The following is a 17,206-nucleotide window of genomic DNA, read 5'->3' as shown; positions in this document are numbered from 1 at the left end:
GGCGAGCCCGCATTCAACCTGACCGGGACACCATGCATTCAAACGATTCCAAGGACGGCTCGCGCCGCGACTTCCTCAAGGCCGGTTCGCTGGCCGCAGCCATCGGCGCCCTCGGCGGCACCGAGGCCCTGGCGGCCGGCACGCGCGGCTACAAGGGCAACAACCAGAGCCTGATGCACCACCGCTTCGGCCTGAACTACGTCCCGTCCAGGAACTGGTACTTCAGTTTCAACGACTGGAAGATCGCCGATATCCGCGCCGACATGGCGCGGATGGCGGAGCTGGGTATCGACCACCTCAGGGTGATGGTGGTATGGCCCTGGTTCCAGCCCAATCCGAAGACCGTCAGCGGCGCCCACCTGGACCGCTTCGACGCCCTGATGCAGGCCGCCGCTGCAGAAGGGCTGGACGTCATGCCGACCATTTACACCGGCTGGCTGAGCGGCTTCCGCTTCGACCCGGTGTTCTATCACAAGGAGCCGTTCTACACCTCGCCCCAATGGGCGGCGGCGCAGTCGGTGTACCTGCAGGCGCTGGCGGCGCGCATGCAGCGCCACCCCAATTTCATGGGCTTCGACATCGGCAACGAGATCAACTGCCAGTGGTCGGCCAAGGTCGATGAGGGCGATGCCTGGATGCGCCGGGTGTTCCGCGAGATGCATGCGGCCGCGCCGGGCAAGGTGCACGTGAACGGTGTCGACAACGGTCCCTGGTTCAGGGAAGACACCTTCAGCCGCGAGGCGCTGATCGAGACCCAGGCGATCGTGGCGCTGCACTGCTGGCCGTTCTGGACCGGCGCCGGCAAGCTGGGCGGACCGCTCGACAAGCCATATACGCACCTGCCGGCGGCCATGGCGGCGCTGGTGCGCAGCCACGCGCGCGACCCGAACAAGCCGGTGTGGATCCAGGAATTCGGCGTCTGCAATGTCGAGATGCCGGAGAAGGACATACCGAAATACCTGGAAATCGCCGTCGAAGCGGCGCTGGAGGAGGGCGTCAGCTGGTTCACCTGGTGGGCCAGCCACGACGTCAGCCGCGAGTTCGAGTTCCATCCCTTCGAGTACGACCTCGGCCTGCTCGACACGAACAACCGCATGAAGCCGGCCGCGCACGTCTACCGCCGCCTGGCGGAGCGCTGGCGCGGCAAGCCGGTCAAGCCGGCCAGGACGCCGGCCGCGCCGCCGGCGCAGCGCAATGACGAGGCCACGTGGCAGTGGTTGATGGCCCACATGGGCTACCAGCCCAAGAAAAACTGAGTTAGGGACACGTAGCGCGTCGCCGCTGCAGCGCTCATCAACTCAAGCAAAGATGTTGAACGAATGCCCAGAGCAGGCGCGGTTCACGGCGCTGGTACGGCTGGCAGTTCTGTGCGCGCCCGCCGTATCGGGCTAGACCGTGACGGCACCGGCGCAGCGGGCACGGCTCCAGACAAGCGCTGGCGGTACTGGGAGCGGCCGAGCGGCCCCTGTCCGGCGTGCGCCGAACTGATCATTTGTCAATTTCATCCATTAACGCGACTACATGACAAAAATGGTGACTGACCTCATGGCGTTCCGATACAGGCCGGATTTGCGACGTGCAGATCGGTTACAAGATTCTGGTCGTTGACTTTGAACCGGATACGAAGAAGGCACGTAGGGAAAATGCCTGTTTGCTTTGTGAAGTCAAAGTTCTCTCTTTTGGCCCCGCTTACATAGCAAACATAGCCCTTTTGCAAGAGCTTCTGTTCAGCCTGCCAATATACAGTGCCTTCAGCAACCCCAATAGCAGTGAGTTCCTCGAGGGTTGGCGCGGAGGGTGTCGTGCAAGCAGACAGCAGACTCGCGGCTATCAATGTCGCAATGTGTGGTCGAATGAAACTACCGTATCCAAAGCACTGCATAGGTCTCTCCCAAAGTGAAGGCCGAATACGGGCGATCAGCTCGGCGCAGCAGGTGGCCACGTCTGGATAATCGTGGACCGTCACGAAAAGCCGGGCTCGACCCGTAGCGTATATTGAACAGGTCAAAGACGGCCGATATTTTACCGCATGCTCGCCTTTGAATCTCAGGCAAACAATCGCGCAGGCGCAGCTTGCAGGCGCAGAGCCTCGCGCAGTGCAAGCACTTTGCTGTCGATGAATTCGACCGACGGATTGCGCACGAAATCGGCGACGATCGACTGGGCCGTGTCGCGCCTGCCGCCCGGATTGGGCACCAGGCGTTCCAGCTGCCGCGTGTAGGCCAGGCATGCCGCCTTCATCTGGTCGAGGCAGGCCAGCGCCGCTTCGATGTGCACGGCGCGCTCGGGCCACGTGCCCGCCCGCGCGGCGGCCGCCAGCGCATGGCCGGCTTTTCCGCAGTGGATGCGGATCGCGTGGTAGTGGGCCGTGAGCGCCAGTTGGGGAACCTTCAGGCGGAGGCGCGGAGCGACTGCGGCGGCGGTCCGGAAGTCGAACGGCGTCCCGGCGACCGGCATGGCATTCTCGAGCGGGATCAAGTTCCGGTCGATCGGCAGGATGGCGTCGGATTCGATGCGCAGTTCGGCGTCCGTCGCCGGATAGCGGGCCGGGATGCCGCCCAGGTTGAGCATGCCGTGCTTGGTCAGGTTGATGACGGTCGGCTTGTCCGTCGTCGCGCTGTAGCGGATGCTCAGGCCGTAATGGATCGATACCGGGGCGAACTGTGGGGGCGCGGCAAAAAGGATAGCGCAAGCATCGAAGGCGATTTCTCATGTTTTTTTGCAGTTGCTTACGCAAATACCGGCGGCGCCGCATCGGGCAATTATGAAATCCGCCGGCACGCTTCGCCACGCGCAAATATCGTAATTTCTATGTATGCCGGGATGCGTTAACTTGTCAGGATTGGTCGTCCTCCTCATCCACGCACAACCCGAGATTCCACCCATGGCAAGCATTTCCCCAACCAGCCTGGTCGCGGCCGAGCACGACAGCTCGGCCAAGCATGGCCCCGCACTGGCGATCGTCACCGCACTGTTCTTCATGTGGGGTTTGCTCACCTCGCTGAACGACGTGCTGATCCCGCACCTGAAGTCGCTCTATACGCTCACCTACGTGCAGGCCATGCTGGTGCAGTTCTGCTTCTTCGGCGCCTATGCCGTCGTGTCGATCCCGGCCGGGGCACTGATCCGCCGTATCGGTTACCAGAACGGTGCCGTGGCCGGACTGTGCGTGGCGGCCGCCGGCTGCGCCATGTTCTACCCGGCCGCGACCAGCGGCTACGGCGTATTCCTGCTGGCTTTCTTCGTGCTTGCGGCCGGTATCACGGTGCTCCAGGTCGCGGCCAATCCCTACGTGACCGTGCTGGGCGACGCGCGTACCGCCGCCAGCCGCCTGAACCTCACCCAGGCCTTCAATTCGCTCGGTACCACCATCGCCCCGGCGCTGGGCGGGATGCTGATCCTGTCCGGCACCGTCCTTTCGGCGGAGCAGCTGGCCGCCCTGCCGCAAGCCGAACAGCTGGCCCACCGCGCAGCCGAGGCGGCGCTGGTGCAGGGCCCGTACCTGGCCCTGGCCGCCGCACTGCTGCTGCTGGGCGTGCTGTTCAAGGTGGCGCGGCTGCCGCGCATCGCCCAGGCGGACGAGGGGGGAGGCAGCGGCCTGGCCGTCCTGCGCCACCGCCACCTGCTGCTGGGCGCGGTCGGGATCTTCCTGTACGTCGGCGCGGAGGTCAGCATCGGCAGTTTCCTGATTAATTTCCTTGGCGAGGGATCGGTTGCCGGCCTGTCGCACGCGGACGCCGCCTACTACGTCAGCTACTATTGGGGCGGCGCCATGGTCGGCCGCTTCATCGGCGCCGCGGCCATGCGGCACCTGAATCCGGGCCGTATCCTCGCCGGCAACGCGGCTTGCGCCATGCTGCTGTTGGCAGCGGCCATGTTCGGCCAGGGCGGTGTGGCCATGTGGTCGGTGATCCTGGTCGGCCTGTTCAATTCGATCATGTTCCCGACCATGTTCAGCATGGCCCTGCACAAGCTGGGCGGCGCCACCGGCCAGGCGTCCGGCATCCTGTGCGTGGCGATCGTCGGCGGCGCGCTGGTGCCCTTCGGCCAGGGCTATGTCGCCGACGCCGCCGGCCTGCACCTGTCGTTCGCCGTGCCCGCCGTGTGCTACCTGTTCATCCTGTACTACGGCCTGCGCTACGCCGGGCTGTATCGCGAGGGAGCCGCGCCATGAGGCTGAATTTCCGCTCGCGCGACTTCCTGCTCGGCCATGTGCGCCGGACGCTGGACTTCTACGAGCCGCGCTGTGTCGACCCGTCCGGCGGCTTCCATCACTTCTATCGCGACGATGGCAGCGTGTATGACCGCCACACCCGCCACCTGGTGTCGTCCACGCGCTTCATCTTCAATTTCGCCATGGCATACCGCCACTTCGGCGACCCGGCCGACCTGGCGCGGGTGCGCCACGGCCTCGATTTCCTGCGCAGCGTGCATCGCGATCCGGCCACCGGCGGATATGCCTGGCAGCTCGACTGGCGCGACGGCAGGAAGGAAGTGCTCGACCCCACCAATCATTGCTACGGGCTGGCCTTCGTGCTGCTGGCCTATGCCCACGCCCTGCATGCCGGGGTGGAAGAGGCGCGCGGCTGGGTCGCCGAGACCTTCGACCTGATGGAACGGCGTTTCTGGGAGCCGCAGCACGGCCTGTATGCGGACGAGGCCAGCGCCGACTGGAGCACGGTGGCGCCTTATCGCGGCCAGAACGCCAACATGCACGCCTGCGAGGCCCTGATCGCCGCCTACGAGGCCACCGGCGAGCCCCTGTACCTGCGCCGCGCCGCCCAGCTCGCCCGCAACATCACGGTGCGCCAGGCCGCACTGGCCGGCAACCTGGTCTGGGAGCACTACCGCGTGGACTGGTCGGTCGACCCCGACTACAACCGCCACGACAAGAGCAATATCTTCCGCCCGTGGGGCTACCAGCCTGGTCACCTGACGGAATGGGCCAAGCTGCTGCTGATCCTCGACCGCCATCCGGTGGCGGTGGGCGGCGACACCGGGTGGCTGCTGCCGCGCGCGGCCGAACTGTTCGACGCTGCCGTCGGGCTTGCCTGGGACGAGCGCCACGGCGGCCTGGTGTACGGTTTCGGTCCGGACGGCACGGTGTGCGACGCGGACAAGTACTTCTGGGTGCAGGCCGAATCGTTGGCCGCGGCGGCGCTGCTGGCCGAGCGCACCGGGGAGCAGCGCTACTGGGACTGGTATCAGCGCCTGTGGACCTACAGCTGGGCGCATTTCGTCGATCACCGGCACGGCGCATGGTATCGCATCCTGGGTCCCGACAACAGCAAGCTGAGCGACGAAAAGAGCCCGGCGGGCAAGACCGACTACCACACCATGGGCGCCTGCTACGAGGTGCTGAACGTTCTGAAGACCGACGTGGAGGGATAGCATGCCGCCATCGATGCCTGCTTCGCGCTTGCCCGCATTCGTGGCGGCCGGCGAAGCCCTCACCGACCTGATCATCGACGACGCCGCCGGCATGCGCTGGAACGCCGTCACGGGCGGCTCGACCTGGAACGTGGCGCGCGCCATGGCAAGCCTGGGCGCGCCCAGCGCGTTCGCCGGCGCCATCAGCCTGGACGTCTTCGGCCGCAGCCTGTGGCAGGCCAGCGAAGCGGCGGGCCTGGACCTGCGCTTCATCCAGCGCAAGCGGCGCAATCCCTTGCTCGCGGTGGTGCACCAGCTTGACCCGCCGGATTACTTCTTTGCCGGCAGCGACAGCGCCGACCTGCACTTCGAGCCGGCTGCGTTGCCGCTCGACTGGCTCGACGCGGTACGCTGGGTGCATTTCGGCGGCATCAGCCTGGCGCGCGAACCGCTCGCCTCGCGGCTGGTCGGGCTGGCCGAGACCCTCCACGCACGCGGGGTGCGCATCAGCTACGACCCGAACTACCGCAATCTCATGACGGGCGCCTACGACGCCACCTTGCGCCGCATGACCGAACTGGCGCAGGTCATCAAAGTGTCCGACGAGGACCTGGCCGGGCTGTTCCGGAGCACCGACCTCGGCGCTTCGCTCACGACGCTGCGCAGCTGGAACCCGGAGGCCACCATCCTGTACACACGCGGCGCACATGGCGCGTCGCTGCATATCGGCGGGGCCGAGTGGCATGCGCCGGCGCCGAAGATCCGCGTGGTCGACACGGTCGGCGCGGGCGACGCCAGCATCGCCGGACTGGTCTACAGCATGCTCTACCGGCCGGAAGGGTCGTCCGCCGCGCACCTGCGCTTCGCGGTCGCCGCCGGTGCGGCTGCCTGCTGTGCCGCGGGGGCCACACCGCCGACGCTGGATGCCGTCACGGCGTTGTTGTGAGCCGCAATCGAGGCGGCGCCCGTACCGCATCCCAAAAAACGGAACACCTCTTACCAGTTTCCATCATTGCCGGTCGCCACCGTCTTGCCGATACTGGGCTGTTCCATCGTGTGAAACGGCGACTACCATGCATCTCTTCCCATTCCTGCGTAGCTGGGTCCTGGCATCCGCAGTCCTCGCGCCGGCCTTGCCGGTGTGCGCCCAGGACGCCGCTGCCATTCCCGGCCAGAAGCCGGTCCCGTCCTTTGCCGGAAAATTCAACACCCGGCAGCTGATTAGCGGCCCTGATTGCCTGGTGCTGCGCTGGTCGCAAAAGCCGGGCGACGATTTCGGCTGCACGGGCGAGCAGCTGGCCGCGTGGCGCGATGCGCTCGGCCGCTGGCGCGTGCGGCGCCTGGCCGAACTGCGCTACGACGACGCGCGCTACCGCAATCCGGCGCTGGCGTGGACCCAGCGCAGTTTCGTCCAGCCGCAGATGATGGTGCATGACCGCTATTTCTACGATCCGGTCGCGGGCCGCTACACCGTCGACCGCTACCTCGACGACCTGGTCGCGCGCTATGGCGGCATCGACTCGGTGCTGGTCTGGCCGATCTACCCGAACATCGGCATCGACAACCGCAACCAGCTCGACATGATCGAGAACATGCCGGGCGGGAAAGAGGGCGTCCGGCGCATGGTGGCCGAGTTCAAGGCGCGCGGCGTACGCGTGCTGTTCCCGGTGATGCCCTGGGATGCGGGCACGCGCAACAGCGGCAAGCCCCTGCCGGAGGAGGCGGCGGCCCTCATGAAGGAGCTGGGTGCGGACGGCCTGAATGGCGACACCATGACCGGGGTGCCGCTGGCCTTCGCGCAGGCGGCGGAGAGGATCGGCTATCCGCTGGCGACGGAGCCGGAAATCGCCCCCATGGAAGACCAGCTGGGGTGGAACCTGATGAGCTGGGGCTATTTCGAATATCCCTACGCACTCCAGAACCCGGTCGTGCATTTGTCCAAGTTCAAGTGGCTCGAGCCGCGCCACATGGTGCATGTGAATGACCGCTGGCAGCGCAACCGCGCCGAGATGCTGCAGTTCGCTTTCTTCAACGGTACCGGTTTCCAGTCCTGGGAGAACGTCTGGGGTATCTGGAACGGCCTCACTGCGCGCGACGGCGAGGCGCTGCGGCGCATCGCCACCATCTCGCGCGCCTTTGCGCCCTACCTGGCCAGTCCCGGGTGGGAACCGATGACTCCGACGCGCCAGTATGGCGTGCTGGCCAGCCGCTGGCGGCTGGCCGGCGGCGCGCTCTACACCATCGTCAACCGCAACGAGTACGGCGTCAAGGGCGAGCAGATCGCGGTGCCGCATGTCGCGGGCATGCGCTACTTCGACGTCTACCACGGCGTCGAGCTGCGGCCGCGCCGCGGGCCCGATGGCCTCGATGTGCTCAGCTTCGGACTCGAAGGCAAGGGCTTCGGCGCGTTGCTGGCGAGCCCTTCGGTGGACGCCGCGCTGGAGCGGCACCTGGCAAGCATGCGCACCATGACGGCGCGCCCGCTCTCCGCGTATCACAACGAATGGAAGCCGCTGCCGCAGCGCATGGTGGAACAGGGGCCAAGCCCGCGCAGCAGGCACGCGCCGGAGGGCATGCGCACCATTCCAGCCGGCTTGTTCGACTTCAAGGTGACCGGGATCGCGGTCGAGGGCATCAACCAGGCCGGGGTCGACGTCCAGTATCCGTGGGAAGACCAGCCGCGCCGCTTCCACCGCAGGAGCATGCAGCTGCCGTCCTTCCACATCGATACCTACCCGGTCACCAACGCCCGGTACAAGGCTTTCATCGACGCATCCGGCTACGTGCCGCGCGACACCCAGAACTACCTGCGCCACTGGAAGGACGGCAGTTTTGCGCCGGAGCTGGCCGCGCGTCCGGTGGTGTGGGTGTCGCTGGACGATGCGCGCGCCTACGCGCGCTGGGCCGGCAAGCGCCTGCCGACCTCCTGGGAGTGGCAGTATGCCGCCCAGGGCACGGACGGCCGCCTCTACCCATGGGGGAACGCCTGGGACGCCAGCAGGGTGCCCGAGCCCGATACCCGCCGCGAACCCGGCCCGCCGGCCCCGGTCGACGCCCATCCGGGCGGCGCCAGCCCCTTCGGTGTGATGGATTTGATCGGCAACGTGTGGCAGTGGACCGACGAGTTCGGCGACGAGCATACGCGCGCGGCGGTCCTGCGCGGCGGCAGCATCTACCGCCCGCAAGGCTCGCACTGGTACTTTCCGCAGGCCCAGCGCCTCGACCAGCACGGCAAGTTCCTCTTGATGTCGCCCAGCATGGACCGCAATGCGATGACAGGATTTCGATGTGTAAAGGATGCCGAACAATGAAGTGTTTTCCACGCCTGACGCGGCTCGCGGCCGCCCTCTACCTGGCCAGCGCCGCGGCGCTCGCAGATGAGTATTACCTCGATTCCGCCGGCGGCCTTGATGACAATCCGGGCACGCGCGCGCGCCCGTGGAAAAGCATCGAACGCGCCAATCGGGCCGTGCTCAAGCCGGGCGACGGGCTGTACTTCGCGCGCGGCGGCGCCTGGGCCGGCGCCCTGCGCGTGTCGCAATCGGGCACCGCAGCGCAGCCGATCGTGGTGTCCAGCTATGGCAAGGGCAGGGCGCCGCGCCTGTCGAATCCCTTCCATGCATGGTCGATGGGCCGGATCATCGAAGTGTATGGCAGCCACGTGGTGGTCGAGAACCTCTACCTCCACGACACGCCCACGCCGCCACCCGACGACCCGCCCGTGCACTGGAAGGAAAGCGCCCAGCACCGCAACGTGACTCAGCTCGCCGCGCTGTTCGTGGACCGCGGGGCGCGCCGTGTCACGGTGCGCAACAACGAGTTCGTCAACACGCCCGTGGGCGTGCGCGTGCGCGGGTCCCATTCGCGGGTATTGAACAACCTGTTTCGCGACAGCGGCAAGATCACCGAGCAGTGGGGCGCGATCGCCGTCTCGATCGTCGGCCCGTACAACGAGGTGGCCTACAACCGGATGGAGAACATCGGCTTCTTCGGGGGCATCTACGTCAACGACGGCGCAGCGGTGGAACTGGACGGCGAGGACCCGGAATACGACGCGCACGATATCCACATCCACCACAACGCCTCCTTCGACGTCAAGGGCGGCTTCCTGGAGATCGCGGGGCGGGCGCAGAACGTGCTGGTCGAGCACAACCTGTCGGTCGACGTCGACAAGTTCGTCGGCGGCAGCAACGTGAAGAACGTGCGCATCCTGAACAACACCGTCGTGCGCCTGTCGCTGCCGAATTTCCCCGAGAAGGACTTCTTCCCGCTCGGGACGGTATTCTGGAGCTTCAACGACAAGGGTGACGACGAGTTCGAGGTAGCGAACAACCTGTTCGTGCTTGATGGCCGCCAGCGCCTGTACCGGAGCGCGTCCCACCCGCTGGGCATCGTCCCGCAAAAGCGCAGCAATAACTTGTACTACAGCGCGAACGGCGACGTGCCCGCCATGCTGGGCCGTCCGCTGGCGCCGACGGAAGTGGCGGCGCCGGTGCGCTTCGTCGATCCCGGGGCCGAGGATTACCGGCCGCGCATGCCGGCCCCGCGGCCGGCGGTGGGCTATTACGGCGCCTTTGCGCCAGGCGCACCCGCCTGGAAGGCGGGCCTTCGGCGCGCCGACTGATCATTTGTACGCAACCACACCGGAGAACAGCATGCAGCACCGTACTTTCCTCAAGACCATCGCGGCCGGCTTGGCCGTGCTCGCGCAGGGCGCCAATGTTGCGAATGCCGCGAATGCCGCAATTGTTGCGCCGGCGCGCCCGCGCGTGGCCCTGATCATGAAGTCGCTGGCCAACGAGTTCTTCCTGACCATGGAAAAGGGCGCGCGCGCCCACCAGCAAAACAACAGCGCCCGCTATGAACTGATCGCCAACGGCATCAAGGACGAAGCCGACACCGGGGGCCAGATCCGCCTGATCGAACAGATGATCGTGGCCCGCGTGAACGCCATCGTGGTGGCCCCGAGCGACTCGCGCGCGCTGGTCGCGGCCGTCAAGCGCGCGCAGCAAGCCGGTATCGTGGTCGTGAACATCGACAACCAGTTCGATCCGGCGGCGCTCAAGGAGAAGGGAATCAGCGTACCCTTTGTCGGTCCGCAGGACCGCAAGGGCGCCGCGCAGGTGGCCACCTATGTCGCCAGGGCGCTGAAACCAGGCGACAAGGTCGCCATTATCGAGGGCCTGCCCAACGCCAACAACTCGCGCCTGCGCAGCGCCGGCTTCCAGAACGCGGCCAGGGCCGCCGGCCTCAAGGTGGCCAGCGTGCAGAACGGCGACTGGGAGATCGACAAGGCCAGCCGGGTCGCAGCGGCCATGCTGCGCGAGACGCCGGACCTGAAGGCCATCCTGTGCGCCAACGACAGCATGGCGATGGGCGCGGTGGCGGCAGTGAAGTCGGCCGGCAAGACCGGCAAGGTGAAGGTGGCCGGGTTCGACAACCTGGCGGCGGTCGGGCCGATGCTCAAGGACGGTCGGCTGGCGGCGACCGCCGACCAGCACGCCGATCGGCTGGCAGTGCACGGCATCGAGACCGCGCTCAAGCTGGTGCAGCGCCGCGATGCCGTGCACAGCATGCTGGTCGAGACCCCGGTCGACCTGGTCGCGGGACGCCTGTGACCGTGCCGTGGACCGCCACGCCGCGCTTCCAGGTGCGCGGCGTGTCCAAGCGCTACGCGGCGCCCGTGCTGCGCGAAGTCGAGCTGTCGCTGCAGCCGGGCGAAGTGCGGGTGCTGGCCGGCGAGAACGGGGCCGGCAAGAGCACGCTGTCGAAAATCATCTGCGGCCTGGCCGAGCCGGACGCCGGCCACCTGCTGCTCGATGGCGAGCCATATGCGCCCCAATCGCGCAGCCAAGCCGAAAGCCATGGCGTGCGCATCGTGCTGCAGGAACTGAGTCTGATCAACACCCTGAGCGTGGCCGAGAACCTGTTCCTGCGCGAGCTGCCGCAGCGCGCCGGCCTGATCGACTACCGTACATTGCACGCGCGCGCGGCCGGGTTGATGGCCGAGGTCGGCCTGGGCGCGCTCGACCCCGCCACCCCGGTGTCACGGCTGGGTATCGGGCAGCGCCAGATGGTCGAGATCGCGGCTGCGCTCAACGGAGAATGCCGCGTACTGATCCTCGATGAGCCCACCGCCATGCTGAGCGGGCGCGAAGTCGACCTGCTGTTCGCCCAGATCGCGCGCTTGAAAGCCATGGGAGTGGCGATCCTGTACATCTCGCACCGGCTCGAAGAGACGCGCCGTATCGCCGACTCGATTTCGGTACTGCGCGACGGCAGGCTGGTGGCCACGCGCCAGGCTGCCGATTTTGCCACCGCCGAAATGGTGCGCCTCATGGTGGGCCGCGAGGTGGGCGAGGAGCTCGAGCGCACCAACAGCACCTCTGACGTGGTGCGGCTGAAGGTGCGGGGCCTGTGCCGCGGCGCGGCGGTGCGCGGGGTCGATTTCGAGGTGCATGCCGGCGAAATCTTCGGCATCGCCGGGCTGGTCGGCTCGGGCCGCACCGAAACCTTGCGCTTGATTGTCGGGGCCGACCGTCCCGACGGCGGGACGATTGCCGTCGACGGCCGGGAGTTGCGCCTGCGCTCGCCGCGCGACGCGCTGCGCCACGGCCTGTGCCTGGTCTCCGAAGACCGCAAGGAAGAAGGGCTGCTGCTGTCGCAGCCGATTCGGGTCAACACCACGCTGGGCGACATCAAGGCGGTGTCGCGCGCCGGCTGGCTGCGGCGGGTCCGGGAAAGCGCGGTCGCCGTGCGCATCGGCCAGGCCATGGGCGTGCGCGCCGATTCGGTCGAGCAGCCAGTCGGCCAGCTCTCCGGCGGCAACCAGCAGAAAGTGGCGATCGGCCGCTGGCTGCACAAGCGCTGCGACATCATGCTGTTCGACGAACCCACGCGCGGCATCGACGTCGGCGCCAAGTTCGACATCTACCGGCTGATGGCCGGCCTGGCCGCCGAAGGACGCGCGCTGGTGGTGGTGTCGAGCGACCTGGCCGAGTTGCGCCTCTTGTGCGACCGCATAGGCGTCATGAGCGCCGGCCGGCTGGTGCGCATTTTCGCTCGCCACGAGGCCAGCCAGGACGCGCTGCTGGCGGCCGCATTCAGCCAATACAACGAAGCCAACCAAACTACCGATGACCGGCGCCCGCACGCGCCACAGGAAAAGGAAATCCATCATGACTCTCCGCGATAGCGACTCCCTCGCGGCCACGCCGTTTACCGCGCGCCTTCCCGGCCGCCACCGGCTGGGCAGTGCGCTTCAATTCAGCCAGTATGCCGGGCTGCTGCTGGTGCTGGGCGCGATGCTGATCTTCTTCAGCCTGTCGAGCGACTATTTCCTCAGCGCCGACACCTTCAGCACCCTCGCCAACCAGATCCCGGCGCTGACCGTGATGGCGGTTGGGATGACCTTCGTGATGATCTCCGGTGGCATCGACTTGTCGGTCGGTTCGGTGCTGGCGCTATGCGGCGGGCTGCTCAGTCTGGCAATGGTCGACTGGGGCTGGGGCGTCGTGCCCGCCGCCACGCTGGCCCTGGGCGCGGGCCTGGCTTGCGGCCTGGTCAACGGCGCGGTGTCGGTAGCCTGGTCGCTGCCATCCTTCATTGTCACGCTCGGCATGCTGGAGGTGGCGCGCGGCTCGGCCTACATGGTCACCGGCTCGCGCACCAAGTACATCGGCAGCGCGGTCTCCTTCATCAACGAGCCGATCGCGTTGGGCGTATCACCCGCCTTCGTGATCGCGCTGGCCGTGGTGGCGCTGGGCCAGCTGGTGCTCTCGCGCAGCGTATTCGGGCGCCACATGATCGGCATCGGCACCAACGAGGCTGCCATGCGCATGGCGGGCCTTCGCACCGGCGGCACCAGGGTCACCGTGTTCGCCCTGCTTGGCCTGCTGTCGGCGCTGGCCGCAACGTTCCAGGTGGCGCGCCTCGAGGCGGCGGATCCGAACTCGGCTGCCGGCATGGAACTGCAGGTGATCGCCGCGGTGGTCATCGGCGGCACCAGCCTGATGGGCGGGCGCGGCTCGGTAATCAATACCTTTATCGGCGTGTTGATCATTGCCGTGCTCGAAGCGGGACTGGCACAGATCGGCGCCAGCGATCCGGCCAAGCGCGTCATCACCGGCGTGGTGATCGTGATCGCGGTTATCGCCGACATGCTGCGCAACCGCGGCCAGCGGAGCGCATGATGGCCGCGCCGCGCATTGTTGTAGTCGGCAGCGTCAACATGGACCTGGTATTCACTGCCGAACGCATGCCCGCGCCCGGCGAGACCCTGGCGGCCCGCTCATACCGCCAGGAACCGGGCGGCAAGGGCGCCAACCAGGCTGTGGCGGCTGCGCGCGAAGGCGCGTGCGTGACCATGATCGGCCACGTGGGCGATGACGCCATCGGCGCCGAGCTGCGCGACAACCTGGCCTCGCACAACGTCTCGGTCGACTATCTCGACAGCATGCCAGGCAGGCCCAGTGGCGTGGCCGGTATCGTCGTCGACCGGCAAGGACAAAACAGCATCGTGGTCGCGGCGGGCGCCAATGCCTGCGTGAGCGCCGAACGCGTGCGCCAGCTGGCCGGCGTGATCGCCCGGTCGGACCTGCTTATCTGCCAGCTGGAGACGCCGCTGGACGCGGTGCGCGAGGCGATCGCCCTTGCCAGCGCGGCGGGCGTGAAGGTGGTATTCAATCCCGCTCCAGTGCAGCGCGAGGTGCTGGACGGTGATTTGCTCGGGCAGGTTGATTACCTGGTAGTGAACCAGACCGAAGCGCTCGAACTGACCGGGGTGGTGGCGGCCGATCGTGCGTCTGCGCTGCAGGCGACCGCCGCGCTGCGCCGGGCCGGCGCGCGCGCCGTGCTGCTTACGATGGGTGCGCTGGGCGTTTGCCTGGACAGCGCCGACGGCTGCACGCTGATGCCGGCGATAGCCGTGCAGGCGCTCGACACGACGGCCGCGGGCGACACGTTCGTCGGCAGTTTCGCCGTCGCCATCGCGGGCGCCGCGAGCATGCTGGATGCGGCCGGCCGGGCGCGCTATGCGGCCGCGCTGACCGTGACGCGCCCCGGCGCGCAGAGCTCGATCCCGCTGCGCGCCGAGGTGGACGTGTTCATCAAGCGCACGCAACCGACCCTGGAAGCCGGTCCGGCGGCATGAGCGCGCTCAGCGCCGTAACGCGCCGCCCATGCTTACCATGCTCAGCGCCATGGCCGGCGCTGGCTTCGAACAGGCCTGCCGCCGCCACGCAGAACCGGGCCTACGCCGGCTCGACCTGAAGGACGGGCTGTTCGGCCACAACATCAGTACGCTGCCGGTCGACGACGCGCGCCGCATTGCCGCCATCAATACCACGCGGTGCGCGGGCCGCCGCCCGGCTTGTTCAACCGCCTTTCATTCGTCGAGAGGATGCAGGCACGCGCGGCCGCCACCTGGTGGCGGCCATCGAGGGACCGGGCCAGCGTCCCTGATCGGCGCGGCGTGTCAGCGGCCGTGCAGGTTGAGGGTGCGCTGGTCCAGCTTGAGCGGCGCCGTGGCGGCGACGTCGGCGGCGGACCGGGCCAGCAGCACCTGGTAGCTGCCGGCGGCGATCTTCCAGGTCTTGCTGCGGCTGTCCCAATCGGCCAGCAGGCGCGGATCGACGCTCAGCTCGAAACTGCGGCTTTCGCCCGGCTGCAGGCTGGCCTTGGCGAAATTGGCCAGGCGCTTGGGCGCTCCCCAGCGGCCGCGCGGCGCGGCCACGTAGACTTGCCCCACCTGGCTGGCCACGCGCTGGCTGCGGTTGCTCATGCGGAAGGCGACCTTCAATGTCTTGCCCTCCATGCGCAGCTTGAGCCCGTCCAGGTCCACCTGGCCGTAGGACAGGCCGTGCCCGAACGGGAACAGCGGCTTCAGGCCCTGGCGCTCATACCATTTATAGCCGACCGCCGCGCCCTCGCGGTAGCTCAGGTCGAAGCGGTCTTCCGGTCCCTTGCCTTCGCCCGGCAGCTGCGGATGGGGCAACTGGTCGAGCGAGGCCGGGAAGGTGATCGGCAAGCGTCCGGAAGCGTCCACTTCGCCGGTGAGCACACGGGCAATCGCTGCGCCGCCGGAGGTGCCGGGATACCAGGCCTGCAGCACGGCAGGCACTTGCGCCAGCCACGGCATCAGGACCGGTCCACCGGTTTCCAGCACCACGACCGTGCGCGGATTGGCGCGCGCCACCGCGGCGATCATCTCGTTCTGGCGCTCGGCCAGGTCGAGCGAGGCGTCGATCGACTCGGCGGTCCACTGGTGGGCGAACACGATGGCGACGTCGGCCCCGGCGGCGGCGCGCGCGGCGCGTTCCGGGTCGCTTCCGTCGTCGTAGGTGAACCTGGCCTTGTGACGTTGCTGCAGCGCCTTCAGGGGCGAGGAGGGGAACCAGACCAGCGGGCCTGGGAATTCCTTGGGCCCGAGTCCCGGCAGCGGCAGGCCGCCGCGCGGGTACACCTGGGAAGAGCCGCCGCCCGAGAGCACGCCGATGTCGGCGTGCGAGCCGATCACGGCGACGTTCTTCAGGGATGCGGCCAGCGGCAGCAAATTGCCTTCGTTCTTCAGCAGGACCATGCTTTCTTCGGCGTCGGCCTGGCTGATCGCTTCATGGCGCGCGGCGTCGATGGCGCCGCCTTCGGCCACCGGGTGGTCGACCACGCCCTTGTCGAACATGGCCCACAGGATGCGGCGCACCATGTCGTCCAGGCGTGCCTGCGGCACGTGTCCGTTGGCGACCGCTTCCTGCAGGGCGGCGGTGAAATACTGGTGCTTGTCGAGCGGCCAGCCGGACTGCCGGTCCAGCCCGGCCAGCGCGGCCGGGATCGTCGAATGGGTCGCGCCCCAGTCGCTCATGACGAAGCCCTTGAACTTCCAGTCCTGCTTGAGCACCTGGTTGAGCAGGTAGTCGCTCTCGCAGGCATAGACATCGTTGTAGCGGTTGTAGGCGCACATCACCGAACCGGGATTCGAGTTCTCGATGGCGAACTGGAAGGCCAGCAGGTCGGACAGGCGCGCGTCGCGGTCGCTCATCCTGACGTTGACGCCCATGCGCGAGGTTTCCTGGTCGTTCGCCGCCAGGTGTTTGATGGTCGAGATCAGGTGGTTCGACTGGATGCCGCGGATCTGGGCGCCGACCATCACGCCGGCGAGCCAGGGATCCTCGCCCGCATATTCGAAGTTGCGCCCGGCGCGCGGTTCGCGGGTCAGGTTGATGCCGCCGGCCAGCATCACGTTGAAGCCCGACGCGCGCGCCTCGGCGCCGATCATGGCGCCCCCCTGGTAGGCCAGTTCCGGATTCCAGGTGGCAGCGGTGGCCAGCCCGGAGGGCAGGGCGGTGCGTTCGCGCGGCGTGGGGCCGCGCTGGCTCGCCACGCCGATGCCGGCGTCGGTCTCGTGCAGGTCGGGAATGCCGAGACGCGGCACGCCGCGCACGTAACCCGCCGATTGCGGCCGTGCGCCCTCGGGACGCTTGTAGTTGCGCTCGGGAATATCGCCACCGAAGTAGCCGAAGACGAGGTTCATCTTCTCTTCGTTGCTCATGGCCTTGAGCGCCAGCGCGGCTCGTTCGGAGGCCGGCAGGCTGCGATCTTGCCAGGGGTGGTTCTGATTCGGCTGGGCAAACGCGCTGGCGTTCAGGGCCAGAAGGATGGCAACGGAAAGTAGGTTCTTTTGCAGGGACATGGGTATGGACGGTCGGGTTGGATGTATGCGCACGAAAACTCCGCAGGCGCGTACCGCGGACAAGACAAGCTGTCATCTTGCGCACTTCCCGCGAATGCCGCAATTGCGAAAACTGCGGCGGCCGGCCCGGCGCCCTGCATTCGTCTACAA

At 67.4% G+C, this 17,206-nt stretch carries 12 protein-coding genes; 10 read left to right on the top strand and 2 right to left on the bottom strand.

The features are described 5' to 3' along the window. Window positions 1-32 precede the first annotated feature (32 nt). Window positions 33-1,256 carry a cellulase family glycosylhydrolase gene (locus AC56LK_RS14700; RefSeq protein ID WP_497185234.1) on the top strand — a complete coding sequence of 408 codons (1,224 nt, stop codon included), beginning with the start codon at window positions 33-35 and terminating at the stop codon, window positions 1,254-1,256. Window positions 1,257-2,046: 790 nt separating this feature from the next. Here the strand turns inward: AC56LK_RS14700 and AC56LK_RS14695 are convergent. Beyond that, the gene (locus AC56LK_RS14695; RefSeq protein ID WP_497185272.1) at window positions 2,047-2,628 is read right to left on the bottom strand and encodes an aldose epimerase family protein; all 582 of its coding nucleotides are present in this window, start codon (window positions 2,626-2,628) and stop codon (window positions 2,047-2,049) included. A 256-nt stretch (window positions 2,629-2,884) separates the two neighbouring features. On the opposite strand from AC56LK_RS14695, the gene AC56LK_RS14690 reads away from it, so the two are divergent. From AC56LK_RS14690 to rbsK, 9 genes are all read left to right on the top strand, one after another. After that, entirely contained in the window at window positions 2,885-4,174 is a 1,290-nt protein-coding gene (locus tag AC56LK_RS14690) for a sugar MFS transporter (protein ID WP_497185233.1), read from the top strand. Next, window positions 4,171-5,391: an AGE family epimerase/isomerase gene (locus AC56LK_RS14685; protein ID WP_497185232.1), complete on the top strand. Its 1,221-nt coding sequence runs from the start codon at window positions 4,171-4,173 to the stop codon at window positions 5,389-5,391. Before AC56LK_RS14690 ends, AC56LK_RS14685 begins: the two co-directional genes overlap by 4 nt. A 13-nt stretch (window positions 5,392-5,404) precedes the next feature. After that, a complete protein-coding gene (locus tag AC56LK_RS14680) occupies window positions 5,405-6,316 on the top strand; it encodes a carbohydrate kinase family protein (protein ID WP_497185271.1) in 912 nt (303 codons plus the stop codon). Window positions 6,317-6,443: 127 nt separating this feature from the next. Next, window positions 6,444-8,681, top strand: a complete 2,238-nt coding sequence (locus AC56LK_RS14675) for a formylglycine-generating enzyme family protein (RefSeq protein WP_497185231.1) — start codon at window positions 6,444-6,446, stop codon at window positions 8,679-8,681. Continuing rightward, window positions 8,678-9,994 (top strand): right-handed parallel beta-helix repeat-containing protein, encoded by a 1,317-nt coding sequence (locus tag AC56LK_RS14670; protein ID WP_497185230.1) that lies wholly within the window; start codon window positions 8,678-8,680, stop codon window positions 9,992-9,994. Before AC56LK_RS14675 ends, AC56LK_RS14670 begins: the two co-directional genes overlap by 4 nt. A 31-nt stretch (window positions 9,995-10,025) precedes the next feature. After that, a complete protein-coding gene (locus AC56LK_RS14665; protein ID WP_497185229.1) occupies window positions 10,026-10,988 on the top strand; it encodes a substrate-binding domain-containing protein in 963 nt (320 codons plus the stop codon). Further along, entirely contained in the window at window positions 10,985-12,565 is a 1,581-nt protein-coding gene (locus tag AC56LK_RS14660) for a sugar ABC transporter ATP-binding protein (RefSeq protein ID WP_497185228.1), read from the top strand. The genes AC56LK_RS14665 and AC56LK_RS14660 overlap by 4 nt, the downstream gene beginning before the upstream one ends. Then, complete coding sequence (locus AC56LK_RS14655; protein WP_497185227.1) at window positions 12,549-13,562, top strand: ABC transporter permease; 1,014 nt, start codon at window positions 12,549-12,551, stop codon at window positions 13,560-13,562. The genes AC56LK_RS14660 and AC56LK_RS14655 overlap by 17 nt, the downstream gene beginning before the upstream one ends. After that, complete coding sequence (gene rbsK / locus AC56LK_RS14650; RefSeq protein ID WP_497185226.1) at window positions 13,562-14,521, top strand: ribokinase; 960 nt, start codon at window positions 13,562-13,564, stop codon at window positions 14,519-14,521. Before AC56LK_RS14655 ends, rbsK begins: the two co-directional genes overlap by 1 nt. A gap of 324 nt (window positions 14,522-14,845) precedes the next feature. On the opposite strand, the gene AC56LK_RS14645 is transcribed toward rbsK, so the two are convergent. After that, entirely contained in the window at window positions 14,846-17,056 is a 2,211-nt protein-coding gene (locus AC56LK_RS14645) for a beta-glucosidase (protein WP_497185225.1), read from the bottom strand. Window positions 17,057-17,206: the final 150 nt, after the last annotated feature.

The organism is Telluria sp. ZB4P36 (assembly GCF_059685865.1).
Note: the sequence above shows the minus strand (reverse complement) of the source record. Positions and strands in the feature narration are given on the sequence as shown.

What these genes read in the sequence shown, in the direction of transcription:
- AC56LK_RS14700 (WP_497185234.1), top strand. Translation starts at nt 33, where the DNA reads ATGCATTCAAACGATTCCAAGGACGGCTCGCGCCGCGACTTCCTCAAG.
- AC56LK_RS14690 (WP_497185233.1), top strand. Translation starts at nt 2,885, where the DNA reads ATGGCAAGCATTTCCCCAACCAGCCTGGTCGCGGCCGAGCACGACAGC.
- AC56LK_RS14685 (WP_497185232.1), top strand. Translation starts at nt 4,171, where the DNA reads ATGAGGCTGAATTTCCGCTCGCGCGACTTCCTGCTCGGCCATGTGCGC.
- AC56LK_RS14680 (WP_497185271.1), top strand. Translation starts at nt 5,405, where the DNA reads ATGCCTGCTTCGCGCTTGCCCGCATTCGTGGCGGCCGGCGAAGCCCTC.
- AC56LK_RS14675 (WP_497185231.1), top strand. Translation starts at nt 6,444, where the DNA reads ATGCATCTCTTCCCATTCCTGCGTAGCTGGGTCCTGGCATCCGCAGTC.
- AC56LK_RS14670 (WP_497185230.1), top strand. Translation starts at nt 8,678, where the DNA reads ATGAAGTGTTTTCCACGCCTGACGCGGCTCGCGGCCGCCCTCTACCTG.
- AC56LK_RS14665 (WP_497185229.1), top strand. Translation starts at nt 10,026, where the DNA reads ATGCAGCACCGTACTTTCCTCAAGACCATCGCGGCCGGCTTGGCCGTG.
- AC56LK_RS14655 (WP_497185227.1), top strand. Translation starts at nt 12,549, where the DNA reads ATGACTCTCCGCGATAGCGACTCCCTCGCGGCCACGCCGTTTACCGCG.
- rbsK (WP_497185226.1), top strand. Translation starts at nt 13,562, where the DNA reads ATGGCCGCGCCGCGCATTGTTGTAGTCGGCAGCGTCAACATGGACCTG.
- AC56LK_RS14645 (WP_497185225.1), bottom strand. Translation starts at nt 17,056, where the DNA reads ATGTCCCTGCAAAAGAACCTACTTTCCGTTGCCATCCTTCTGGCCCTG.